The 23,882-nt window shown below is 66.6% G+C and carries 18 protein-coding genes and 1 pseudogene; 11 read left to right on the top strand and 8 right to left on the bottom strand.

The genetic code is table 11. The features are described 5' to 3' along the window. Window positions 1–20: 20 nt before the first annotated feature. From ACWEO2_RS36080 to ACWEO2_RS36070, 3 genes and pseudogenes are all read left to right on the top strand, one after another. Window positions 21–194: pseudogene (locus ACWEO2_RS36080) on the top strand (3-isopropylmalate dehydratase small subunit); the annotation flags it as partial. A 216-nt stretch (window positions 195–410) separates the two neighbouring features. After that, a complete protein-coding gene (locus ACWEO2_RS36075) occupies window positions 411–614 on the top strand; it encodes an SDR family NAD(P)-dependent oxidoreductase (protein ID WP_452409457.1) in 204 nt (67 codons plus the stop codon). A 243-nt stretch (window positions 615–857) separates the two neighbouring features. Next, a complete protein-coding gene (locus ACWEO2_RS36070; protein WP_452409456.1) occupies window positions 858–1,529 on the top strand; it encodes an RNA polymerase subunit sigma-70 in 672 nt (223 codons plus the stop codon). 615 nt (window positions 1,530–2,144) lie between these two features. On the opposite strand, the gene ACWEO2_RS36065 is transcribed toward ACWEO2_RS36070, so the two are convergent. Continuing rightward, the gene (locus ACWEO2_RS36065; protein ID WP_452409455.1) at window positions 2,145–3,020 is read right to left on the bottom strand and encodes a LysR family transcriptional regulator; all 876 of its coding nucleotides are present in this window, start codon (window positions 3,018–3,020) and stop codon (window positions 2,145–2,147) included. Window positions 3,021–3,105: 85 nt separating this feature from the next. Between ACWEO2_RS36065 and ACWEO2_RS36060 the strand changes: the two genes are divergently transcribed. The 3 genes from ACWEO2_RS36060 (at window position 3,106) to ACWEO2_RS36050 (ending at window position 5,685) form a co-directional block, all read left to right on the top strand. Next, window positions 3,106–3,942, top strand: coding sequence for a PhzF family phenazine biosynthesis protein (locus ACWEO2_RS36060; protein ID WP_452409454.1), 837 nt, complete (start codon window positions 3,106–3,108; stop codon window positions 3,940–3,942). A 276-nt stretch (window positions 3,943–4,218) separates the two neighbouring features. Next, window positions 4,219–5,049 (top strand): class I SAM-dependent methyltransferase, encoded by an 831-nt coding sequence (locus tag ACWEO2_RS36055; protein WP_452409453.1) that lies wholly within the window; start codon window positions 4,219–4,221, stop codon window positions 5,047–5,049. A gap of 6 nt (window positions 5,050–5,055) precedes the next feature. Next, window positions 5,056–5,685 carry a TetR/AcrR family transcriptional regulator gene (locus ACWEO2_RS36050; RefSeq protein ID WP_452409452.1) on the top strand — a complete coding sequence of 210 codons (630 nt, stop codon included), beginning with the start codon at window positions 5,056–5,058 and terminating at the stop codon, window positions 5,683–5,685. A gap of 614 nt (window positions 5,686–6,299) precedes the next feature. On the opposite strand, the gene ACWEO2_RS36045 is transcribed toward ACWEO2_RS36050, so the two are convergent. Both ACWEO2_RS36045 and ACWEO2_RS36040 read right to left on the bottom strand, forming a co-directional pair. Further along, the gene (locus ACWEO2_RS36045; protein ID WP_452409451.1) at window positions 6,300–6,839 is read right to left on the bottom strand and encodes a YceI family protein; all 540 of its coding nucleotides are present in this window, start codon (window positions 6,837–6,839) and stop codon (window positions 6,300–6,302) included. Between the two features lie 2 nt (window positions 6,840–6,841). After that, a complete protein-coding gene (locus ACWEO2_RS36040; protein ID WP_452409450.1) occupies window positions 6,842–7,171 on the bottom strand; it encodes a hypothetical protein in 330 nt (109 codons plus the stop codon). A gap of 133 nt (window positions 7,172–7,304) precedes the next feature. Here ACWEO2_RS36040 and ACWEO2_RS36035 point away from each other — a divergent pair, with 133 nt between their 5' ends. Then, entirely contained in the window at window positions 7,305–10,085 is a 2,781-nt protein-coding gene (locus ACWEO2_RS36035; protein ID WP_452409449.1) for an ATP-binding protein, read from the top strand. A gap of 329 nt (window positions 10,086–10,414) precedes the next feature. On the opposite strand, the gene ACWEO2_RS36030 is transcribed toward ACWEO2_RS36035, so the two are convergent. The 4 genes from ACWEO2_RS36030 to ACWEO2_RS36015 all read right to left on the bottom strand — a co-directional run bounded on the left by ACWEO2_RS36030 (window position 10,415) and on the right by ACWEO2_RS36015 (window position 13,041). Further along, window positions 10,415–11,095: a dihydrofolate reductase family protein gene (locus tag ACWEO2_RS36030; RefSeq protein ID WP_452409448.1), complete on the bottom strand. Its 681-nt coding sequence runs from the start codon at window positions 11,093–11,095 to the stop codon at window positions 10,415–10,417. After that, the gene (locus ACWEO2_RS36025; RefSeq protein ID WP_452409447.1) at window positions 11,095–11,601 is read right to left on the bottom strand and encodes an SRPBCC family protein; all 507 of its coding nucleotides are present in this window, start codon (window positions 11,599–11,601) and stop codon (window positions 11,095–11,097) included. The genes ACWEO2_RS36030 and ACWEO2_RS36025 overlap by 1 nt, the downstream gene beginning before the upstream one ends. Window positions 11,602–11,604: 3 nt before the next feature. Next, window positions 11,605–11,946 (bottom strand): ArsR/SmtB family transcription factor, encoded by a 342-nt coding sequence (locus tag ACWEO2_RS36020; RefSeq protein WP_452409446.1) that lies wholly within the window; start codon window positions 11,944–11,946, stop codon window positions 11,605–11,607. A 498-nt stretch (window positions 11,947–12,444) separates the two neighbouring features. Further along, complete coding sequence (locus ACWEO2_RS36015; protein WP_452409445.1) at window positions 12,445–13,041, bottom strand: RICIN domain-containing protein; 597 nt, start codon at window positions 13,039–13,041, stop codon at window positions 12,445–12,447. 680 nt (window positions 13,042–13,721) lie between these two features. On the opposite strand from ACWEO2_RS36015, the gene ACWEO2_RS36010 reads away from it, so the two are divergent. The 4 genes from ACWEO2_RS36010 (at window position 13,722) to ACWEO2_RS35995 (ending at window position 22,172) form a co-directional block, all read left to right on the top strand. Next, entirely contained in the window at window positions 13,722–14,918 is a 1,197-nt protein-coding gene (locus ACWEO2_RS36010; protein ID WP_452409444.1) for an amidohydrolase family protein, read from the top strand. A gap of 61 nt (window positions 14,919–14,979) precedes the next feature. Then, on the top strand, window positions 14,980–17,745 hold the full coding sequence (locus tag ACWEO2_RS36005) for an ATP-binding protein (protein ID WP_452409443.1): 2,766 nt from the start codon (window positions 14,980–14,982) through the stop codon (window positions 17,743–17,745). 945 nt (window positions 17,746–18,690) lie between these two features. After that, the gene (locus ACWEO2_RS36000) at window positions 18,691–20,523 is read left to right on the top strand and encodes a phosphoenolpyruvate carboxykinase (GTP) (protein WP_452409442.1); all 1,833 of its coding nucleotides are present in this window, start codon (window positions 18,691–18,693) and stop codon (window positions 20,521–20,523) included. A gap of 2 nt (window positions 20,524–20,525) precedes the next feature. After that, window positions 20,526–22,172: a SulP family inorganic anion transporter gene (locus tag ACWEO2_RS35995; protein WP_452409441.1), complete on the top strand. Its 1,647-nt coding sequence runs from the start codon at window positions 20,526–20,528 to the stop codon at window positions 22,170–22,172. Between the two features lie 600 nt (window positions 22,173–22,772). On the opposite strand, the gene ACWEO2_RS35990 is transcribed toward ACWEO2_RS35995, so the two are convergent. Then, complete coding sequence (locus ACWEO2_RS35990; RefSeq protein WP_452409440.1) at window positions 22,773–23,132, bottom strand: ArsR/SmtB family transcription factor; 360 nt, start codon at window positions 23,130–23,132, stop codon at window positions 22,773–22,775. Between the last annotated feature and the right edge of the window lie 750 nt (window positions 23,133–23,882).

Genomic DNA, 23,882 nt, shown 5'->3' with positions numbered 1-23,882 from the left:
CATCTCCACCGAAAGAAATCATGCAACCGTTCCTCCGCTGCACCGGGATCGCGGTCCCGCTGCGCCGCAGCAACGTCGACACCGATCAGATCCTTCCATCGGAATTCATGAAACGTACGACCCGCACCGGCTATGAGGACGCGTTGTTCGCCGAATGGCGCAAGGACCCCGGATTCATCCTCAACCACACCCCTAATGAGTTCTGGGAGTAGGCCATCGGGCAGACTCCTGGTTGGTAGCCGCTGGTAGGTGAGCACTTATTTCCCCTGGACTTCGAGTCCTGACGAAAGAGCGTGCCCCTGCCGGTCGGCCGGGTGGATGAATCACTGCTGGGATGTCGTGCCCACCGCGTACTCGTGCTGGTGTGAGCACTGTTTCATTAGGTCGTTGATTCCTCCGGTGGGCTGCTGATGCTCGGGAACACCACGGCGGTGGTCACCGGCGCCAGCCGCGGCTTCGGATCGGCGATCGCCGCCGCACTGATCGACCAGGGTCACCAGGTCGTGGGCGTCGCGCGCACCGCCGAGACGTTGGCGGACCTGAAGCGGACGTCGCTCATCGCGTCTGCTTTTCCCTTGATCTGCCAGAAGGCCCCGCTGACGGCGGTTGCATGAAATTGTCGACCGGAAGGTCGGTGAACGGAATGACAGGTCTTGCAACGACACCCGGCGAGCAATCGGCTGTGGCGCCCCGATGGGCGAACCCGCGGGCGACCGCGCCGCCCACCGCCCCACCCGCGAGGGCCGATCGTCGTTGCGCACCTGGCTCTACCGCATCGCGACCAGGGCGTGTTTCAAAGCGCTGGAAAAAGCAGACGCAGGCCACTGCCCGCCGATCTCGGTGCCCCTGAGACAAACGTGGACGCCGGGCTGGTCGAACGATCCCCCGAGATACCGTGGCTGCAGCCGATACCCGACTTCCTGTTCACCGCCGCACCGACCGACCCGGCAACTGTCGTGGTGCAACGACAGACCATGCGGCTCGCCCTGATGGGGGCCCTGCAACAGCTACCACCGCGACAACGAGCCGTGCTGATCCTGCGCGACGTGCTGCAATGGCGGACCACCGAGGTCGCGGAACTGCTGGAGATGACAACAGCTGCCATCAACAGCGCGCTTCGGCGAGCATGCGCCCAGGTTCCACTCAGCCAGGACAATCTGACCGAACCCGCCGAACCACGGCAGCGAGCCCTGCTCGACCGATACGTCACCGCATTCGAAACCGCGGACATCGATCAACTCGTCGCGGTACTGACCGAAGACGCACGATGGGAAATGCCGCCTATCGCGACCTGGTTCGAAGGCCGCGATACCATCCTGACCTTCCTGGCCAGACAGATGCGGGCGATCGGGCCGGCCGAACTGGTCGCCACCTCCGCCAATGGACAGCCCGCCTTCGCGGTATACGCCCGCAGCCATGACGGTGCGCGCCGGCCACACGCCGTGCACGTCTTGACACTTGCCGCCGACGGCGTCAGCGGGGTCGTCGCGTTCCACGGCTCCTGGGTGTTTCCGCTGTTCGGGCTCTGACCGGGCAACGGCATGCCCGAACAGGAAAACATCGCTCAACACGACGCCGCGCTGCGCGCACAGCTGCGGCTGTTCTGCCAACTCATGCTCGGGTCCGCCGACGCCGCCGACTGCATGATTCAGCAAATTGATCGTGGCGCACTCGATTACCACGACGAGCAAGAGAACTGCCCATTGGAACGCGTTCGACTGTTCCGTATCGCAGCCGAACTCTGGGGGCCCCGAAAAGGCCGCACCAGATACTGTTCCGGCCCTGGGCGACGACGGCATCGACTAGTCCGTGTCTCAAAAGTCCTGGTGGCAGATTCGAGGATCAGCCCGGAAGATCCACTGCCGGTGTGCCGGAGTATGCCTCGCGGCTATCTATTCTCGAAGACACACTGGGCCCGCTGCGGACACCTTTGGTCCACGCGGAAAGCACACGAAGGATTGTGCTATGGGTGACCACCTTCAAGTCCTCGTCGATCTCGACGCCACATCTGCCGATGCGTCGGTATTGGCCGACCGAGCGCTGGACTGGCTGGTTCGGGAGGGCATCGTCGTGGCGGAACGCAACGGCGACGAACTCTGGCAGGCGAATAGGTTGGGGCACTTCATATTTGATGCTGTGATCGCTTACCCGCCGGAAAGCAGCTTCGTTGCACCGCGCCGGATTTCCTCGATCACCGCGTCGAGCGCGCGGCCGGTCGTCCGGCGGCGGTGACGGACCAGCAGCAATCCGGGTTCGACGATCGCCGGCCCGGCGAAACGAGCCAGCCGCCGCTCGTCGACGGCGAAAACGGGCAGTACGGCCAGTCCGAGTCCAGCCGCGACGCAGGCCCGGGCGGCCTCGATACTGCCCAACCGAGTCGTGCGAACCACTGCCGCACTGTCCCGCAGGCACCGAGCGACCTCGTCGCTGTAGGTGCAGCCCTCTTCGAGTAGGAACCATCGCTGCTCCGCCAATTCCGCCCACGATTGCGCCGTCACCGATTGCCGCCGATCGGTAACGAATGCGAGTTCGAGGGTGCCCAGCTGATCGACAACGAGATCGGGCGCCTCGAGCGACGGCTCGAGCATCAGTGCGAGCGCATAGCGGCCGGTACGTAGCGCGTCGGCCGCGTCGGCCGTGCCCGCCGGCGACAGCATGACCTCGACCCCCGGATGACGTCGTTGCAACGCCGCGATCACTCCGGGAAGCAGGTGCCCGCACAGGGATTCCGGCGCCACGATGCCGACCGTGCCTTGGATCGGGCCGGCTACATCCGGATCGGCACGCAGCGCTGCCTCGGCATCGAGGACCAGACCGGCTTTCTCCAGGGTCCGCCGCCCCGCGTCGGTCAGCGTCGCGCCGAGCCGCAACCGATCGAACAGCCGCAGCCCGAGCTCGGTCTCCAACGTCTTGATGTGTGCGGTCACCGTCGACTGGGCGAGGTGCAATTCGGCCGCGGTCGCAGTGAAACTGCCGGTCCTCGCGAGTGCGACGAAGGTGGCGAGTACCCGGGTGTCCATACCGCCGAAGCTATCGGAATATCCGATGGAAACGATCAAAATACATCGTTGGACCCGATCGTCGCGCGATGCGAGCATGAGACATATGAGCACCGAAGTACTGCGCTACACCGCATTCAGTACCGATCCGGCCGGCGGCAACCCCGCCGGGGTCGTCCTGGACGGGACCGGACTCGACGACTCCGAGATGCAGCGGATCGCCGGGAAGGTCGGCTATTCGGAGACTGCCTTCCTGAACCACACACGCGACCGGCACTACCGGGTTCGCTATTTCAGCGCGCTCGCCGAGGTCGATTTCTGTGGCCACGCCACCATCGCAACCGCGGTCGCACTCACCGAACGCATCGGTCCCGGCACACTGAATTTCCGAACCAACATCGGCGATATCGTCGTCGAGACCAGTACCGCCGACGATCACCCGGCCGCGACATTGACCAGCGTCGCAACGCATTCCAGGGCGGCGACCGCGACCGAGATCTCCGACACGCTGGCAGCACTCGGCTGGGACCCAACCGATCTCGATCCGGCCTTTCCTGCCCGGGTGGCTTATGCCGGCAACGACCATCTGGTGCTGGCCGCCGCATCCCGCGAACGCCTGGCCGCCCTGGACTACGACTTCGACGCCCTCGGCGCAGTCATGCGCGAGGCCGGATGGACGACGGTGCACCTGTTCTGGCACGAGGATGACCGCCGCTTCCAGGCCCGCGACCCCTTCCCCATCGGTGGAGTCGTCGAGGACGCCGCAACCGGTGCCGCAGCGGCGGCATTCGGCGGATACCTCCGCGACATCGGTTATGCCGAATCTGGCCGAATCACCATCACCCAGGGCGTCGATATGGGTCGGCGGAGCCGGCTGCTGGTCGACCTCGATCCAGCCGCAACCGGCATTCGGGTCACCGGACACGCAGTGCGGATCGACTGAGCATCAGCCGCAACCGCGCCGAATTCCGGATCGGAGCGGCAAATTACCGCGGCGGCGGTGCAGTTGCTAAGCCATGCCTGTACCGCTGCCGTGATCGCCGTGCTGGCTCGTAGCCATTGCCTCGGAGTGGCGACGGTATGGGGGTCAGCGGCGTGCATCGTCAAGCCAACGCCCGACTGGCGCACGGTCGAATCGACACCTCGCCATTGACCGGGAGCTGCTTCGAGAGCATTATGAACAACAGTTCATGAATGTATGTTCATAAAGGAGGTCGCCATGACCGAGATCGTCAACACCGCCCAGTCCGAAGCCTGGAACGGCTACGAGGGCGACCACTGGGCCGCGAACTACGACCGATACGACGCGATCAACAGTGGCTTCAACGAGCCGCTGCTGGATGCCGCCCACGTAGCCAGGGGCGACCACGTCCTCGATATCGGCTGTGGCAACGGTCAACTGACCCGGCTGGCGGCGCGGCGGGCGGCCGCGGCGGCTGGGGTGGACCTGTCCGGTCCGATGCTGGCTCGCGCCAGGGAACAGGCGGGGGCTCGAGGGGTGGACAACGTGTCCTTCACCCAGGGTGACGCACAGGTGCATCCGTTCCCGGACGCCGCGTTCGACGTCGCGCTCAGCCGCTTCGGCATCATGTTCTTCGCCGATCCGGTGGCGGCGTTCGGCAATATCGCCCGCGCGCTGCAGCCCGGCGGACGGCTCGCATTCGTGTCCATGCCCGCGCTGACCGATTCGGAGATCGGCCGCGTGTTCGGGGCGGCCGCGGCGCACCTGCCGGACTTCGAGATCGGACCCAGCCTCAACGACTTCGCCGATCCCGACACCATGCGGCGGCTGCTCACCACCGCCGGTTTCATCGGCGTCGACGCGCGCCGCGTCGACGCCGACAGCACATGGGGCCCCGACATCGCCGACGCCACCCAGTTCATCATGGACTGGGGGCCGGTGCGCTATCACCGAAGCCTGCACGACTTCACCGCCGACGAGCAGGTCCGCGCCGCGATCGCCGACGCGCTGGAGCCGTTCGTCCGCCCCGACGGGGTGCATCTGAGCGCGGCCGCCTGGTTGGTCACCGCAATGAAGCCGCTACCGTAAGACCGCATGTCCCCCAGAAAGGCAGCGGCGCTGCGCGATCGCGACGACCGCGACCTGCGCCAGCACCTGATCGCGACGGCCGCGCAGCTGCTCGCCGACCAGGGCGGCGCGAGTCTGACGGTGCGGACGATCGCGCGGGCGGCGGGCGTCGCCGATGGCGTGCTCTACAACCATTTCACCGACAAGGAGGAGTTGCTGGCCGCGGCCCTGCGCGCGCACGTCGACACCGTGCACCGCGGACTCGCGCCGCTGCCCAGGCCGGGCACCGCGCCGGTGGCCGAGAACCTGATCGCCTACTTAGCGCAGGGACTGGCGATGCACCGGGCCATCCTCCCGGTCTTCGCGAGCCTGCTCGCCCAGCCCGCGGTCCTGGGGCAGTTCAGCGCGAAGCCGGGCAGCGAACGCGACTGGCGGGACCTACTCGCCGACTACCTGCGCGCCGAACAGGACCTCGGACGCCTCGACCCCGCCGCCGATCTCGACGCCGCCGTCGCCATGCTGGTCGGGATCTGCCACGACCAGGCGCTGTCGACGCTACTGCCGCGCGCCTCCCACCCGACATCCCCGACGGCGGTGGAGTCGGTAATCGCCACGCTGCTGGCGGGCATCGGATCACGCTCCGAGCAATCAGCTTGAGCCAATGCCTCGGCCTGCGGATCGGGTCAGCGCCATGCCAGTCGGCGGGTTCGGATAGGGCATCCGATCACATCCGGTATGGCGGTAGTTGACGATAGTGAGCTGTAATAGCCGCATGCCGAGCGAACAACCCGAGCTGACGCTTGGGTTGTTCGCGGTGGTCTCCGATGCGTCAGCGCGCCGATCGCCGCTAGATCGGTGAAATCAGCAGGTCAAGCCCTGGTTTCGGCTGCCGAACGTCTACCGGCCTGAACCGAATCGCTGGCCCTTCAACCGTCAAAGTGTTCGGGTTGTGGAGCGTTAGGCCCACAGAATGGCAAGGCCACAGGTCAACGACCTGCGGTTTTGTCATGTTTGTGTAGTTATCCGAACCATTTCCGTGCTGTAGCGTGCACGCCCTTGGGCTGAGCGGCATGTCGTGTACAGCTTCTGGATGGGTTCGTGGCTGTCTGCTCGCTGTCGATGATGATGTCGGCGTTGGTACAACCGGCGCAGAGGGGTGCTGGCGCACCTGCGTCGTCGCGCGAGCTTCGGCTTCGATCCTTCGGTTGTTCGAGCACGCGCACCCGAGCTCCGTCGCGGACTGCCCCCTCGTCGGCCCGCGCCGGAGATCGTCAGTCCGACGCGGCTTCCGGGCGCAAAAGCACATTCACCTCGATCGCGATATACCGTCCGATCATCAACTCCGGGGCCCGGATACCGATTTTCCGCCGGTCCAGCACGGCATGGGCGAGCAGCCGGACAGTGTCGTCGGGACCGAGGACGAATCTGGTTACGGTGCAGATGAGTTCGACCCGTCGTCCGCGCATCTGTGCCGTCCCGGCGACTCGCCACTCACCAGCGAGATCCGCGATGTGGTCGGCGGTGAAGGTCATCAGCGGATACCTGTCCAGATCGAGCAGGCGGCGGGCACGCAGATCCCGGTCGCGCCGGGCATGCGCGGTGTCGATCGCACCCAGATCGACCGTGCCGGAGACGGTTTCGGGTGTACCGCGGGGCCCGGTGGTCAAGCGACCGTCCCGGATCGGCGCCCGGCCGTAGACGGTGCGGCCGAAGTTGGCGACGGTGAATTCGGCTCGGCTGTGCGCTGGGTCGACCACCCAGTGTCGTTGGCCGCGTCGCAGCTGTGGCTCGACGAGCAGTGTCCACGTCATGGCTAGCCTCGATCCGCATAGATGTCGGCGGAGCCGTGATACGCGATCACCGGATAGGTCTCCACCCGGTTGGGGCCGGGCAGCAGTGCCATATCCTCGCCGGGCAGCAGTTCGGTGGCGAGCATCGCCCGCTGTGCGTCGAGCAGCACATCCTCGGATTCGGCGAACACCAGGATCATCCCGGACCCGTCGTGGCGGCGCAGCTCGTAGGTGGCGAGCAGTCCGGGGACACCGGCGAGCGCGGGTTCGATGCGGTGCTGGGCCGCGAAGTCCGCCGCGACCAATTGGTCAGTGCTGCGTGGTCCGTCGAAATATACGAGTTGTGCGTACATCGGAAATGCTCCTGATCTGTGGGAATGATGTACTCAGCTTTGGCGGAACGGCAGCGACGCGAATCAGTGTCACCACGTATGCGCGGTACTGAACCTCGCGCGCGGTCCGCCGAACGCGTGGATACTGCTATCCGTGCAGGACCTGCTGATCGGTCGTCATCGCGAACTCGCCCGGCTGCGGGCCGCTGTGCTCGCGGCTGCCGCGGGACCGGGGCGGTTGGTCCTGATCGACGGACCGGCTGGAATCGGCAAGACCCGCCTCGCCGAGCACACCGCGGCGCTGGCCGCCGAGTGCGGGCTGCGCGTCGGCCGTGGCTTCGCTGTCGACGATGCGGGGATGCCGCCGCTGTGGCCGTGGCATCGGCTCGGCCGCGACCTTCCGGAGTTGGCCGAAGCACTGGCGGGCGGCGACGCCGTGCGGTGGGAGGATTCGGCCTCGCAACGGTTTCGCATGTTCACCGTCTTCGTCGACGCGCTCGAAGCGGTCGCTGCCCCGGCCGGACTCGCGGTGGTGCTGGAGGATCTGCACTGGGCCGACCGGACCTCACTACTGCTGCTGCGGCACGTCGCCGCTGAACTCCCGCACCAGCGGTTGCTCCTACTGGCCACCGCACGCGACACTGCCGACGGTCCCTATCTCGAACAATTGCCGGACCTGGTACGGATGCCGCACACGCAGACGATGCCGCTGACCGGACTGTCGGTCGAGGAGGTCCGGTATTGGTTGCGCCACGCCGCGCCCGCCCTGGATACTGCGGCCGCCGACCGGCTACACGAACGCACCGGCGGCAACCCGCTCTACGTTCGACTCGTCGTCGACTCGTCCGGCGAATCCGATCCGGATCCGTTGTCCCGTCCGGGTTTTCGACGGCTGGCATTGGCGCAGGTGGATCGGCTCGATGCGGCGACCCGGGCGGTACTGCGGGCCGCGAGCGTGCTCGGCGAGCGGATCGAACCGGAATTGCTCGAACAGCTCACGGGCGCCGACGTCGAAACGGCGCTCGATACGGCGGTGACCGCCGGTGTGGTCCGGCACCCCGATAACGGCGCAGTCGCATTCGTCCACGCGCTGATCCGCGATGCGATCTACGCCGAATTGTCGCCGTCGGAGCGAATGTCATTGCACCGCAGTGCCGCTGAGTTGCTCGCCGCCCGCGCCGACGGCGATCCTTCGGCGGCCGGACCGATCGCGACCCACCTACGAAGGGCGAGCGGCCCGGACACCGACGCCGACTGCGCACACTGGGCTCGCATTGCCGCCGAGTCCGCCCGCGCGACGACCGCCTACGACGAGGCGATCGGTTTCCACCGATGGGCGATCGAGGCGACCGGACCGAGCGCACCCGGCCCTTTGCGGGCCGAGCTGTTGATCGAACTCGCGCGCAGCGAATTCGAGGCCGGACGCATCGACGACAGCATCGACCATTGCGCACAGGCCGGGGCGATCGCGGAGCGGGCAACCCGCCACGACCTCGTCGCGGCGGCCGCGCTGGTGGTGCACGGTATCGGTACCCCGAGGGTAATCGCCACGGTGGATCAACTGTGCCGCAGTGCATTACGCGGCTTATCTGCTGATACCGACGGCGCGTCAATCGCCCGGCTCACCGCGCATCGTGCCATGGCGGCCGCACAGATCGGCGAATGCGACCGTGCCAGAGAGCTTTCCGCGACGGCCATGGCGACCGCCGAACGCAGCGGCGACCCCGACACTCTGCTCGATGCCATCCACGCCCGCCACCTCGCCCTATCGGCGCCGCAATTCCTCGCCGAGCGGATGGACCTCGTCGAACGCGCCATCGAAATCGGCGACCGGGCGCGACAGCCGCTGGCCCGGCTGTGGGGCTATCTATGGCTGGCCTCGGCCGCATTCCAACTCGGTGATCTCGCCCTGGTCGACCGAGCGATCATCGAGCTGGAGCAGGTCGCCGAGCGGGGACGCCTGCCGATCGCCCGCTGGCATCTGCATCGACTCGATGCCACCCGCGCCGCACTAACCGGAGACTTTGTCACGGCCGACGAAAGCAATAACGCCGCATTCGAACTCGCCGTCCGGATGGGCGACCAGTCGCTGCTCGGTTTGCACCACGCGTTCGGCGGGCTGATGAACATGGTGCAGGGCTATGCGTCCGAAACCGAAGCCGCCGAGCGATTCGCGGCGATGCGCCATGCGCCGCAGATACCGTTGATCCGGATCTTTCTCCCGATGACACGCGCCCTGGCCGGCGATCTCGACGAGGCACGCACGCTGTTCCAGGAGTTCCGGGAATTGCCCGGCACCTTCCAGATCGGTCCGCATTGGCTCGGGCTGCTCTACAACCTCGGTTTCACCGCGGTGTTGTTACGCGACAAGGAAACCGCCGAGCGCACCTACCAGGCGTTCGGCCCCGACGACGGCTACTATCTCGGCGATGGCGGCGCTGTCCTGTGCTCCGGTTCGATCGCCCGCCCGATCGCCGACCTCGCGCTCACCGCCGGACGGGTCGACGCCGCGATCGAGCATTACCAGCGTGCGATCGCGATGGACAGCCGGATCGGCGCGCGCCCATTTCTGGCGCTGAGCCGCCTCGGGCTGGCCGATGCGCTGCGCACCCGGGGCACGCCCGGGGATCTGCGCGCCGCCCGGTCGGTGATAACCGAAGCGGCACAGGAATTTCGGCGACTCGATATGACGCATCGCCTGCGGGCCGCCGATGCGCTGCTCGCCGAGATCGACCGGGCCGCCCGCAAAGCGAACCCATTGACCACCCGCGAAACCGAAGTCGCGGACCTGGTCACCGATGGCCTCGCCAACCGCGAAATCGCCACTCGACTCGTACTGTCCGAGCGCACAGTGGAGACGCATGTCAGCAGCATCTTGGCCAAGTTGGGATTTCAGAATCGAACCGAGATCGCGGCGTGGCGCCTGCGCTCCTGACTCGGCATCACACCGGCCCGATACCAGGTGATCGAGTCGGCGCCGTACCGCATCAGGCAGCGGCCTTGCTTGCGGGCTTGTCGGTCGCACCCGGCTCGGGAGCCTTGTCGCGCAACGGAACTTCTTCGGTGAGCCAGGCGATCAGGAACCCGAGTGCGCAGATCGCGGTGGCGGCCAGGAAGACGTGTCCGGTGCCGGTGGCGAAGGCTGTCCAGCAGGTCGGTGATGCCCGCTCTGCCGACGACGATGCAAGCCTGGCGGTGCCGTGAGGTGAGAACGCAGAATCGGCCAGCCTCGAGGTGGAACGAGCTTGCGTCGCGTCGGCGCGGCTACCGTGGGTGCACGGCGTAGGTAAGGTGCGTCACCCGCGCCGACGGCTCCGAACGGATCGGTTCCAGCGCGACTTTAGACGCGTCCACGCCGTCGAACAGGCGGGTGCCGGCGCCGAAAAGCACGGGTGACAGCGTGATCGAGAACTCGTCGACCAAGCCGGCGTTCAGGTGCTCCAGGATCGTCGCGCCGCCGCCGGCGATGCGGACGTCGCGGTCGCCGGCGGCCTCGCGGGCCTGGTCGAGGGCGTGCTCGATGCCGTTGTTGACGAAGTGGAACGTGGTGCCGCCGGGCCGCTCCCAGGGGTCACGCTTGGTGTGCGTCACGACGAAGACCGGGGTGTGGAAGTTCGCTTCCTCCGGCCATGTCGGCTCGCCGAGGTCGAACATGTGCTTGCCCATGACGCTCGCGCCGGTGCGTTCGAACGTCTCCCGCGCGATGTCGTTGTCGCGGCCCTCCTCGCCGCCCTCGCCCAGCTTCAGGTTCTCCCGGAAGAACCGCAGCGGGAAGACCCACTGCTGCAGTTCCATCCACTGCGCCATCCAGCGCTGCACGTCCGGGTCGTCCTGCTTATCGGGCGCGATGAAGCCCTGCATGGCACGAACACCGACGGCGTGGGACTCGGGCGCGATGAACCCGTCCAGCGACATCGACACGCTAAAGAACACCTTCCCGGCCATCAGCTCTGCGCTCCCTTCCGCGTGCGGTCGGTGACGTAGGCCGCCAGGCTGCTCAGGGTCTGCTGGCCGCCCTCGATCGCGTGGTACTTCTCGACCGCCTCGTCGCGCAGTTCCTTGGTGGGGAACACCGTGTGCATCACGATCCGGGTCGCCGCACCGTCGGGCGTGAAGGTCAGGACCGACTCGAAGGCGTTCGGGTCGTCGCGGGACTCACCGTGGCGCAGCGCGATCCGCTCCGGCGGGGCGATCTCGGTCCAGGTGATCCACTCGGAGTAGTCGGTCCCGTCGGGCCCGTGTAGCACGAAGTCCCACTCCCCGCCCTCACGGAACTCGAAGGACCGCGTGGTGGTGGTGAACCCCTCCGGACCCCACCACCGTGACAGGTGCCGGACCTCGGTGAACGCCGCGAAAACCAGCTCCCGCGGGGCGTCGATGACCCGGGAGATCACGATCTCCCGGTCGGCCGTCGCCGGTTCCGCCCGCGTTTCTTGCCTTGCGCCTGCCATCGGTCATTCCTCCGGTTGTGTTTGTTTGAGGTCCTGCACGTAGGTGTCCAGCCGGTCGAAACTCTCGTTCCAGAACCGCTCGAATCCGCCGACCCACTCGTGGACCGGCCGCAGCCCGCGGGCGTCCAGGCCGTAGAGGCGCTGCTTACCCGCCACGCGGACCCGCACCAGCCCCACCTCCCGGAGCACCCGCAGGTGCTTGGACGCCCGCGGCTGGCTCATCCCCAGCTCCTGGGCCAGGTCGGTCACCGGCCGCTCACCCGCCCGCAGCAGCGCCAGGATGTCCCGGCGCTGCGGCTCGGCGATCGCGTTGAACGCGTCCGACGTCGTCGCTGCTCGTGCCACGCCGTCATCATATTCCCATATCGGAATACGTCAAGCCGGTTGGGAATCGGGCGAGTGTTGTCGGATGGCGATTGCTCATAACCTTTGACTTACGACACTTTCACCCACCTTCTCAAATCCGCTGTCGGGCAACCTCATTCGAAACATCCACGGTCGAGGAAACGAAAAGGCGAAACCGTCGCTCCAAGGGGCGGCGCTACCGTGTACCCCCGCCCCTTGGAATCAATCATCTAGGCAGCGCACCTGGCCCTGGCCGGGCGATTCAGCGCAGGATGCGGATCCAACGGCGGATGTCTGCCGGGTCGATGGCATCGTTGAGTTCCAGCACGGTCGGGGTCAGGGCCTTGCTGTTGGCGTAGGCGAGCCGGACGAGATTGTCGAAGGCTTGCTGGTGTTTATCGGACTATCCGAATAGCCGGTATACGCCAGTCGGCTACACCATAGCCTCACATTCGCTGTCACCAAGCGAAATGAACCGACCGTCGTGATCTACGCCCGCTATTTCTTATCGAATTGCCAGCGCTGGTTCGACCCGTCCCAGCAATTTCCTTGAATCACGTTCGCACCATGGGCGACGCTGGAGTCCTGCACGTCCAGGCATTGTTCGCTGTTGTAGTTGATCAGGTGGTAGTACAACGGGGCGTCGTTGCCGACCGGCTCCAACTTCCACTGCTGGTTGTCGGTGTCCCGGCAGTCAGCCTGAACCACCGGAGCCCCATGGTCCAGCCTGAAGTCGACGACATCGAGGCATTTCTTGGAATGCTTCACTTGGACCATGAAGTACCCCGCGCGGAACTCCGACTTCACCAGCTTCCAGTTCTGATTCCTTCCGTTCTCGCACCTGGCTTGAAGCACGGGCGCACCGTGGTCGTAGCGGACGTCGGCGACATCGAGACACAGGTGGCTATGTTGTACATGGATTTCGTAATACGTCTCCGAGTCGGGGGCAACAGGTTCGGCTTGGGCAGCTGGTCCCCAAACCACCGTGCTTGCCAGCGCGGCGGCGATGACAGCGACACCTGCGCGGAATTTGTTCTTATTCTCGAGATTCTCCTTGAATGGGCGGCGGGTACTAGAAGGCATGTTGATCGTCATGCGATAAATCGTGTTCGAAATGCCCGATACCGGAATCCGTACTCCTACGTAGGGCCGGTACGGGTGTTCAGCGCTGCTCAGCGACCCAGGCGGCCACCTCGGTGCGGTTCGTCAGCCCGAGCTTAGTGAGGATGAGCTGCACATGGCTTTCGGCGATGCGCTCAGAGATGTGCATGAGAGCGCCCGAGGCGGCGCGGCGCATCAGGTAACCCGGTTCCAGTTCCTCGCCGTCTTCGGTGACGGGGCCGGGCTCGTCGGCGGCGCGCCGTTTGAGCTCGAATGTTCCGATCGGGTTGTCGGTGACGATGGTGGCGGGAATACGATCGGCTCTGAGTTGCGGGGCGACGGGGGAGCCCGTTGCGGAATCGAAGGGCTACAGGGATGACCGAAGCCCAGCGCGGACCTGACGATCGGTCGACGCCGGAGGGCGCCGATCCCGCTGTGCGACAACCCGATCCGCCAGTCGGCAGCTGGGGCGTCGAAAACCCTGCCGCGCACTGCTCAGACGCACCGTACTGACCATGAGATCGCCGCCGCCAATGCACTCACAGCTGCGATCACGGTGCGAGATCCGGAGCAGGACAGGGCTGTCCGCTGAGCCGCCGTGTGAGGTAATTCCGTACTCGGTCTGGGTACTTGTGCGGACGCCTTCGGGGCCGTGACGCGTGAGGGTCGTTGTCATGACGCAATCGATTGTTTCCGAGCGGCGTCGGCGTACGGCGATTCGTGCCGGGTGGCTGTTCGACGGTATCGGCTCTGATCTGCTCCCCGATCCGATGGTGATTCTGGAGGGGGCGAGGATTTGCTCGGTCGAGGCGGGCGGACAACCGCCGCCGGGTGTGGATGTTGTCGACCTCGGCGGTGTCACGCTGCTGCCGGGGCTGATCGACACGCACGTTCATCTGGCGTTCGACGCCGGGTTCGATCCCGTGGGCGCGCTGCTGACCCGCTCGGACGAGGAGGCGCTCGCGGCCATGATGGACGCGGGACGGGCGTCGCTGCGGGCGGGGGTCACGACGGTCCGCGATCTGGGCGATCGCGGCTATCTTTCACTGCGGCTGCGGGATCGGGCCGGGCTTCCGACGATCGTGGTGGCGGGCCCGCCCATCACCAGTCCGGGCGGTCATTGTCATTTCCTCGGCGGGGTAGCGGAGCCGACCGAGTTCGGGATACGCAAGGCGGTGCGTGAACATGTCGACCGGGGCGTGGACGTCATCAAGATCATGGCCAGTGGTGGCAGCATGACGCCGGGTACCCGACAGCATCGCGCGCAGTTCGACCGCGCTGTGCTGTGCGCCGCGGTCGACGAGGCACACCGCCACGGCCTGCCGGTGACCGCGCACGCGCACGGCACCTCCGCTATCGCCGACGCGCTCGCCGCGGGGGTGGACGGGATGGAGCATGTGACGTTCTGGTCGGCCGACGGTGTGGATGTGCGGGAGGACTTGATGGGTGCGATCGCGGAGCGGCGCATCGTGATCGGCGCGACCGTCGGCATGGTGCCGGTGCCCGGTGCGGCGCCTCCAGTGGAGGTCGCGCGCAGGCTCCCGGCCGTGCTGGCGAACCTGCGTCGGCTGCACGAGTTGGGTGCGCCGTTCGTCGCCGGGACCGACGCCGGTATCGCCCCGGTGAAGCCGCACGGCGTGCTCGCGACAGCACCGGCGATGCTGCGCGATATCGGCCTCGGCCCGGCCGCGGCGCTGCGTGCGGTCACCTCGGTCGCGGCGGGGGTGTGCGGGCTTGGGCACCGCAAGGGCAGGATCGCGCCCGGTTTCGACGCCGATCTTGTTGCGGTGGACGGTGATCCGCTCGCGGACCCGTCCGCGCTGCGCCGGATAGCCGCGGTGTATGCCAGCGGCGAGCTGGTACCGCGCTGACCGTCGCCGCATCGGAGGAGACCGTCGCCGCAATGGCGGCTCGGGTTATATCGTGCCGGACATGAGTGGCGATTTCGTCGGGCGCGTTCACGAGTTCGAAGTGCTCGCTGCCCGCCTCGACCAGGCCGATGCCGGTCGTGGCCAGCTGGTTCTGCTCACCGGCGAGCCGGGAATCGGCAAAACCCGTCTCGCGCAGGAGATCACGACGCGCGCCGGCGCTGCCGGTGTGCCGGTCGCCTGGGGGCGAGCGAGCGACGACGAAGGCAGCCCGCCGTACTGGATCTTCCGGCAGGCCGCTCGCGCGCTCGGCGACACGTTGCCGACGGGCCTGACTCACGGCAGCACCGACAGCGATTCAGCCACCGCACGATTCGAGGCGTTCGAGATCTTCGCACAGCGGCTGCGCGAGATCGCCGAGCCGCGCGGGCTGCTCGTCGTCCTCGACGATCTGCAGTGGGCCGATGCCGCGTCGCTGGCTTTGCTCGTACATGTGGCCCGCGGCATGGCCGGATCCCGGTTCATGCTGGTGGCGACCTATCGCGACACCGAGATCGGCGGCCGGGCGGCACTGGCGGCAGCGCTGGCCGCGCTCGCCCACGAGGCCGGGCAGACCCGGATTCGGTTGGTCGGCCTGCCTGCTTCGGATGTGCGGCGTCAGCTCGAACTCGTCATCGGCCATGACGTTTCCGCCGATGTCGCCGCGGCGGTGAGTCGTCGCACTGGGGGAAATCCGTTCTTCGTCAACGAGATGGCGCCCTTGGTCGATGGCGGCGCGGAGATGCTTCCGGACGGCGCGCTCGATACTGTCCGGGCTCGGCTGGCCCGGCTCAGCGCGCCGTGCCGCGAATTGCTCTCGATCGCGGCCTCGCTCGGCGACGAGCCGGACCCACCGTCGCTGGCAGCGGTGACGGGTCACCCGGTCGAGGTCGTGCTCACCGCGCTCGATGAAGCGGAGCTGGCGGGGCTGCTGACCCGCGGGGTGGGCTGGCGCTTCCGGCACGACCTCATTCGCGAAGGAGCGCGGGTGAGTCTGTCGACGGCGGCTCGGGCAGTCGCCCATGCCCGGCTGGCAGCCTGGCTGACCGAACGGTCGGACGCGGGTGAACGGGCGGGTGAGATCGCCCATCACTGGCTGACCGCGCTGCCGGTGGGTGAGCCGCGGCGGGCGGTCGAGTGGGCCGAGCGTGCCGGTGACCGGGCGCTGGCGAGCTTGGCGTGGGAGCAGGCCGCCGACTTCTATCGGCGGGCGCTGGAGGTCGACGCGCCGCTGACTCCGGTCGACCGGGCGCGGCTGCTGCTGCGCCACGGAACCGCGCTCATCCGCAATGGCGACATCCGCACCGCCGCAGCGGTATTGGCACGGTCGTCCGAGGTCGCGCGTGCGGCGAGTGACCCGTATGCGCTGGGCGCGGTCGCTTTGGCGATGGAAGGGCTGTCCGACCCGTGGGGAGGCACATTCACCGGTGCGCGATTGGCCGGCGAGGCGCTGGCCCGGCTGCCCGCCGAGGACAGCTCGTTGCGGGTCCGGCTGCTCGCCCTGCAGGCCGGTGAGGCCGGATTCACCCGCGGCGCCGACTCCGATTCGATCTCGGCCGAGGCACTCGCCATGGCGCGCAGGCTCGGCGACGCCGAGGTCCTGCGCTCGGCGCTGCGGGCCCGGCAGATGGCTCGCTCGGGTCCCGACGGCGTGCACGAGCGGCTCGACGTGGCTGAACACATGCTGGTACTCGGCGAAGCTGAACACGACGACGACACCGCACTCTGGGGCCGGCTGTGGCGCTACGACGCGCTCATGATGCTGGGCCGGCTGGACGAGGCCGAAGCGGAGCTCACGCCGATGGGGTGGCTGGTCGAACGTCTACAGCGGCCGATCGCACGCTGGCACTTCCTGCGCTGCGCTGGGGCCATCGCGATCTCGCGGGGCCGATTCGACGAAGCCGTCATGGCCGCGGGCGAAGCACTGCGCCTGATCGAGGGACGTACCCACGACTCACTGGCCGGAACCTCGATCATCGTGTTGATGACCGTCGACGGGCTCACCGGCCGTGGTGACCTCGTCTCGGCCGAGCAATTCGAGGTAATCGAGCGCAACGCACCGGAATTCGTCACGCCGTCCTGCGGCGTTTACTGGGCCCAGCGCGGCGACCTCGAACGCGCGCGGCGGCTGTATCGCCGCACCCCGGACATCGGGGTGCTGCCGCCGCCGGCGCTACTGCCCACCCTGGCGACCATAGCCGAACTAGCGGCGCTATTCGACGATGCCGATGCCGCCACGCACGTGGCCTCCCAATTGCGCCCGCACGCAAACCTTTTCGTCACCGGCGGGGCCGGAACCCTGGCGAACGCAGGCTCGGCCCGCACGTACCTCGGAATCGCGGCGGCGGCCGGAGGGAGGCTCGACGAGGCCGTCCGAGAGCTCCGGCAGGGCATCGCCGCCAATGACGCCGGCGGTACTCCGCCCTACGCCGCGCTCGCCAGATTCGAGCTGGCCCGGGTCCTAGCTCGCCGCCGCAGGCCCGGCGATCTCGACGAGGCCGGCGCACTGTGCACGAATATCGCTGCGACCGCAGGGAAATTGGGCATGGCACCCCTGCGAAGTCGCGCGGGCGAGCTCGCGGCCACTCTCCGCGGAGATCGGCCCAGCGGCTTGACCCGCCGCGAGGCCGAGGTCGCCGCGCACGTCGCGCAGGGGCTTACCAACAAACAGATCGCCGCGCTCATGCACATTTCTGAGCGCACAGCCGAAAGTCATGTCCAGCACATCCTCACCAAGCTCGGATTGACCAACCGCACCCAGGTCGCCGCCTGGGCGGCGCAGCAGCGCTGAAATCCGCACCGGCGCTGCGTGGGAATACGGATTCTCCTGCTGGGTGATTCGGACACCATCGATCGCGGCGAGAAAACCTGCATCGCTGCAACCGAATCCCGAGGGCACAACAGTGAATACGTATTCCACGGCTCGCCGCCTGGCGTTCGCTGCTACCGCCCTCGCCTGCGCGGCGGTCGGTACCACCGTTTCGGCCACGCCGGCATCGGCGTCGAGCTACGACTGCCCAGGCGGAACGTGCTGCGGCTGGGACGGTCGCGACGGCACGGGCCAGCATGATCCTGCAGATCGGTGCGTACTGCGCGGGGCACGACATCGGCAACGGCGGCGTCGGCGACCGGTTGACCTCGTACTGGAACCGCACCGGCCAGACCGTCGGCATCTACAACTGGACCGGCGAATGCTGGCAACTGCTCGCCTCCCCAACGTGCATGGCCGCGACACCGAGCATCGGTACCAGCAAGCCGAGTATCCGGACTCGGTCCGGACCCTCGAGGCGGCAGACGCCGATCGCTCACGCCGTCATCATACGGACAGGCCCGACGGCTGCGGGCTATTACCCTGGCGGGGTATATCGCAGATGCCGCCGATCCGCTGACGGAGTGCAGGGGTCGTGCGCTCGGTCATTTGCTCGGCGTCCCGGTCGTTGGTGTGGTTGTGCGATCGTGTGGTCGGCTCGATGCCGCTTCCGCTGCACTGTTTGCTAAAGTTCGCAATCAGGATATCGGTTGCCGGAGCCGATAACCTGCGCCGTAGGAGGATGGTCCGCCACGGCGTGATGGCAGGGCGGGCCGAGTTTGTTGGCGACCGTGCGGCGGTGCCCTCGATCGCTGTGGGGCGGCGCGCGAGCTGAGGGCAGTGGGCATGATCACCCGCCATACCTCTGGCGTCTGATTGCAGAATTTCTAAACTAGATACCTAGCAAGTTTCGTAAGGAGAAGACCTGTGACCGATCGCTTCGCGTCTGCTGCGGTTCCGGTGGCCCCGACCATTCATCCGGGTATCACGGCGTGGGTCGATGAGGTGGCCGAGCTGACCGCGCCGGATCGTGTTGTCTGGTGTGACGGTTCGCGCGCCGAGTGGGATCGGCTGACTGCGGAGCTGGTCGAGAAGGGCACCTTCGTTGCGCTGGAAGGGAAGCCGAATTCGTTCTGGTGCGTGTCGGATCCGGAGGATGTGGCGCGGGTGGAGGATCGCACCTTCATCTGTTCCGAGGAGCCTTCCGACGCGGGACCGACGAACAACTGGGTGGACCCGGTTGATATGCGCACGGTAATGACCGAGCACTTCCGTGGCGCGATGTCGGGGCGGACGATGTATGTGATCGCGTTCTGCATGGGGCCTTTGGATGCAGCTGAGCCGAAATATGGCGTGCAGATCACCGATTCGGCGTATGTGGCGGTGTCGATGCAGATCATGACTCGCTCCGGTACACCAGTGTGGAACAAGCTGACCAGCGATGCGGAATTCGTGCAGTGCTTGCATTCGGTGGGTGCGCCGCTGAGCCCCGGCGAGCGGGATGTGCCGTGGCCGTGCGACAAGACCAAGTACATCGCGCATTTCCCGGAGACCCGCACCATCTGGAGTTACGGCTCGGGCTACGGCGGCAATGCGCTGCTCGGCAAGAAGTGTTTCGCGCTGCGGATCGCCTCGGTGCTCGGCCGCGACGAGGGGTGGCTGGCCGAGCACATGCTGATCCTGAAACTCACCTCCCCACAGGATAAGACGCACTACATCGCGGCGGCGTTCCCGTCCTCGTGCGGTAAGACCAATCTCGCGATGCTCGAACCGGCGCTGCCGGGTTGGCAGGCCGAGACCATTGGTGACGATATCGCCTGGATGCGCTTCGGTGCGGACGGGCGGTTGTATGCGGTGAATCCGGAGGCCGGATTCTTCGGCGTAGCACCGGGAACCGGCGCGAAGACCAACCCCAATGCGATCGCCACCATCGATGTCGGTAATTCGATTTTCACCAATACCGCGCGCACCGACGACGGCGACGTGTGGTGGGAGGGGTTGACCGAGCAGCCACCCGCGCACCTCACCGACTGGCGTGGCCAGAGCTGGACGCCGGAGTCGGGTACCCCCGCGGCGCATCCGAATTCGCGTTATTGCACACCGATCGAGCAGTGCCCGTCGGTGGCGCCGGAGTGGAACGACCCTACGGGCGTGCCGATTTCGGCGATCTTCTTCGGTGGCCGCCGTGCCACCACCGTGCCGTTGATCGCGGAATCGTTCGATTGGGAGCACGGGGTGTTCACCGCGTCGGTGCTGTCGTCGGAGACCACCGCCGCCGCGGCGGGCAAGGTCGGCGTGGTGCGGCGCGATCCGATGGCGATGCTGCCGTTCCTGGGCTATCACGTCGGGGACTACTTCGCGCACTGGCTGAAGCTGGGTGCGGCGGCCGATCCGGCGAAGCTGCCGAAGATCTTCCAGGTCAACTGGTTCCGGCGTGGCGCGGACGGCACGTTCCTGTGGCCGGGCTTCGGCGATAACGTCCGTGTGTTGAAGTGGGCGCTGGAACGCCTCGATGGCAGCGCGCCCGCGTTGTGGACGCCGATCGGGCAGGTACCGACCCCGAACGCGCTCGACCTCGATGGTCTCGACGAGGGCTACCGCGCGCTGGTCGGTGACGCGCTCGCCGTCGACACCGAGGAATGGGTGGCCGAGACCCGTTCCATCGATGAGTGGTACGCGACCATCGGTGGGAACCGGCTACCCGAGGTGCTGCGTGAGCAACTGGCCGCGTTGAAGCTGCGCCTGCTCGGCGCCCGCTGACCGTGCGAGCGCTGCTGCCGACCTGGTCGGAATGGAAACCGGCGATCCGTGCCCCCGGTGCGGATCTGATGGCGGGATTGATCGTTGCGTTGGTGGCGTTGCCGCTGGCGCTGGGTTTCGGGATCAGCTCGGGCCTGGGTGCGGCCGCGGGTCTGGCGACCGCGGTGGTCGCGGGCTCGCTGGCCGCGGTATTCGGCGGTTCCCGGTTCCAGGTGTCCGGGCCGACCGGTGCCATGACGGTCGTACTGGTGCCGATCGTGCATCAGCACGGCGCGACCGGAGTGCTCGCGGTCGGACTGATGGCGGGTGTGGTGCTGGTTGCGCTCGCGGTGGCCGGTGTCGGTCGTGCGGTGCGCTATATGCCCGCCCCGGTGATCGAGGGGTTCACCGCCGGGATCGCGGTTGTGATTGCGCTGCAACAGTTTCCGGCTGCGCTGGGCATTACGCATGCCGAGGGCGACAAGGTGTGGCAATCCGCAGCCGATGCGGTGCGCCGTTTCGTCGACGAACCGAGTATCGCGCCGCCGGTGACTGCGCTGGTGGTCGCCGTTGTCATTCTCATCGGTGGCCGCTTCCTGCCAAAGGCGCCGTTCGCGCTGTTCGCGGTCGCCGTCGCCACGATCGTCACCGCCATGGTCGACCTGGATCTGACACAAATCGGGACCATTCCCTCGGGGCTGCCCGCACCTTCGTTGGGCTTCGTGCACCTGAACGAATTGGGATCGTTGATCGGGCCCGCGCTCGCGGTGGCGGCACTGGCCGCCCTCGAATCGTTGCTGTCGGCGACCGCTGCCGACTCCATGTGTGTGGGCACCCGTCACAATCCGGACCGGGAGCTGTTCGGGCAAGGTCTGGCCAATATCGCCGCGCCGCTATTCGGTGGCGTCCCGGCGACCGGCGCGATCGCCCGCACCGCGGTCAATGTCCGCTCCGGTGGGCGCACTCGGCTGGCTGCGCTCACCCATGCGGTGCTGCTGGCCGCGATCATCTACCTGGCCGCGCCGTTGGTGGCCGATATCCCGGTGGCGGCACTGGCCGGTGTGCTACTCGCGACCACGGTGCGCATGGTGGAGACCGCGTCGCTGCTGGCGATCGCTCGTGCCTCGCGTGGCGATGTGATCATCATGGTGGTCACCTTCGGTGTCACTGTCGCCTTGGACCTGGTTACCGCGGTCGCGGTCGGTGTCGGGTTCGCGGTCGTGCTGGCGTTGCGGTCGGTCGCGCGGGAGGCCCGTCTCGAGCAGGTGCCTCTGGATCAGAGCGACCATCTCGCTGAGGAACACGAGCTGCTGCGCGATCACATCGTCGCCTACCGGATCGACGGACCACTGTTCTTCGCCGCCGCGCACCGGTTCCTGCTGGAGTTGGCCGAGGTCGCCGACGTCAAGGTCGTGATTCTGCGGATGTCGAAGGTGACTGCCCTGGACACCACCGGTGCGCTGGTGTTGAAGGACGCCATCACCAAACTCGAGCACCGCCACATCACCGTGCTGCTGTCCGGATTACGGCCCGATCATCAGCATCGACTGGCAGCGGTCGGCGCGCTACCCGCTGGAGGTGAAGACAGCATCTTCGCCAATACTCATGAGGCCATCGATCATGCTCGCCGATATATTCCGGTGTCCGTGGCGTTGACAGCCGAGGAGTAAAGGGTTGCGCGATTTCGCGACAACAAGATCGGCGGATGGCTGCCCGGTAGACCCGGTGAAGCGCACCCTCAACTGCTGGATGTGCGGGAACATTTGTCCAAGCCACCGGTCCCCACCAGCTGCGACAGTCAGAGGATGATTTCACCTGAACTCGACAGCCATTCGTACCGAACCCAGCTGGACCACCGGCGCGCAGGAAAACGCCGCAGGCGCCACGCCGCTGCGGCCATCGTCGGCGCGATTGTCGTGCTTCACCGGCATCCACGTCTCCTGAGCCGGACCTGGGCGCTACCCGAGACCTCACCCATCTGCCAACGCAGACAACAGCTTTCAGAAAACAAACACGGGTGGCACCGCATACAGCGGTGCCACCCTCAACTCACTTCGACACCGGCCCTGGTCGTGAACGATGCAGTCGTTGATATTCCCTTCGCCACTGGCGAGTAGCCGGTAGTGGTCGCGCGGTGGGCTGGGTGCGCAAGACTCTTCGGATCGGCCGGATCGCCGCGCCTGCGGTGGCGGATGTGCCTGCGGCCGTGCGTGGTTCGCTGCAGATCCGGAATGGCGATGTGGGTTCGTGCACCGGGCGTGAGGACCGATTCAGCCGGTGGACTCGACCACCAGGTCGGGTTCGGACACTTCCTCGAGCAGTTCGGCCTGCCCGGCAACCACTCCGTTGAGAATGGCTCGTGCCACCCTCAACAGCTCCGCGACCCGTGGTGAAGTCAACGCGTACGACACCGACAGCCCCTCACGCCGCGCAGTGACCAGACCCGTACGCCGTAGAATGGCCAGCTGCTGCGACAGGTTCGCCGGTTCGATACCGACCTCCGGCAACATCTCCGACACTGCATAGTCGCGTTCGCTCAGCAGTTCCAACACCCGAATACGCGCAGGATGACCCAGCGTCTTGAAGAAGTCGGCCTTCATCCGATAGAGCGGTTGGTGTGCATCCGCCATGATGTCCTCCGATGAACCAACAACACTGAGATTACTTTCTAATTTTAGCAACTCGCCAGGTCAGGTGGACACGCGGGCGCGACCGCATGCCGCAACTCGACCGATATCCGGAGAGCTGGAAAGACATCCGCGATATGACTGTCCATGATCCGCCGGATCGACGCGCCCGCTTCTTTGGATTTTCTCAGCTGAACCCGAATTGACCCCCCACAGGGCCCCCACCTGCTGTTCTGCACTGATTTGGCTTGACGCCGTCACGCGCCCGTCCTGCATAACCGCAGGTAGACCGGGTGACGTAACGAACTTTCGGTGTCCGGAGGGGGAGCTGACCCATATCCCCAACGTGGTGTATGTCGCTGACCTGCAACTTCCTTGACGCCGATAGTGCTGCTGGGGCTCGAACGGATTGGCCGCCACGCAGTCACGCGAGGATGGCGGGGGTAGCCGGCCTCGCGCGCTGGTGCTCGTTGACTTCCGTCAGGATGACCGGCCACCTCTCATTGCGCAGGTCCGGGTAGCGGCTTTCGCGAAGACCGCCACTGCGCGCGCAGGGCTCATCGGTTGCGGTCAACAGCGACCGGCGCGGTCTGGATGCGCAAAGGACCTGCTGTCCTGATCTCGCCGCTCTCGGATGCTTCAGCCGAACTCTGTTGCGTACTTTCGATATCGGCCTACCGGGTAGCGGAACGAATTTGCTGTGCGCCGACCTCACACCGGAGCTGAACAGCGCGTGTCAGCGGCAGACCCCAC

It is taken from the genome of Nocardia sp. NPDC004278, from assembly GCF_053602975.1.
The sequence above is the reverse complement of the archived record's forward strand: the minus strand, read 5'-3'. Positions and strand labels throughout refer to the sequence as shown.

Excerpts from the sequence above, each read along its gene's own strand:
- ACWEO2_RS36065 (WP_452409455.1), bottom strand. The coding sequence starts at position 3,020 with ATGGACACCCGGGTACTCGCCACCTTCGTCGCACTCGCGAGGACCGGC.
- ACWEO2_RS36045 (WP_452409451.1), bottom strand. The coding sequence starts at position 6,839 with ATGACGTGGACACTGCTCGTCGAGCCACAGCTGCGACGCGGCCAACGA.
- ACWEO2_RS36015 (WP_452409445.1), bottom strand. The coding sequence starts at position 13,041 with ATGACGATCAACATGCCTTCTAGTACCCGCCGCCCATTCAAGGAGAAT.
- ACWEO2_RS35990 (WP_452409440.1), bottom strand. The coding sequence starts at position 23,132 with ATGGCGGATGCACACCAACCGCTCTATCGGATGAAGGCCGACTTCTTC.
- ACWEO2_RS36060 (WP_452409454.1), top strand. The coding sequence starts at position 3,106 with ATGAGCACCGAAGTACTGCGCTACACCGCATTCAGTACCGATCCGGCC.
- ACWEO2_RS36050 (WP_452409452.1), top strand. The coding sequence starts at position 5,056 with ATGTCCCCCAGAAAGGCAGCGGCGCTGCGCGATCGCGACGACCGCGAC.
- ACWEO2_RS36030 (WP_452409448.1), bottom strand. The coding sequence starts at position 11,095 with ATGGCCGGGAAGGTGTTCTTTAGCGTGTCGATGTCGCTGGACGGGTTC.
- ACWEO2_RS36040 (WP_452409450.1), bottom strand. The coding sequence starts at position 7,171 with ATGTACGCACAACTCGTATATTTCGACGGACCACGCAGCACTGACCAA.
- ACWEO2_RS36010 (WP_452409444.1), top strand. The coding sequence starts at position 13,722 with ATGACGCAATCGATTGTTTCCGAGCGGCGTCGGCGTACGGCGATTCGT.
- ACWEO2_RS36005 (WP_452409443.1), top strand. The coding sequence starts at position 14,980 with ATGAGTGGCGATTTCGTCGGGCGCGTTCACGAGTTCGAAGTGCTCGCT.
- ACWEO2_RS36075 (WP_452409457.1), top strand. The coding sequence starts at position 411 with ATGCTCGGGAACACCACGGCGGTGGTCACCGGCGCCAGCCGCGGCTTC.
- ACWEO2_RS36025 (WP_452409447.1), bottom strand. The coding sequence starts at position 11,601 with ATGGCAGGCGCAAGGCAAGAAACGCGGGCGGAACCGGCGACGGCCGAC.
- ACWEO2_RS36055 (WP_452409453.1), top strand. The coding sequence starts at position 4,219 with ATGACCGAGATCGTCAACACCGCCCAGTCCGAAGCCTGGAACGGCTAC.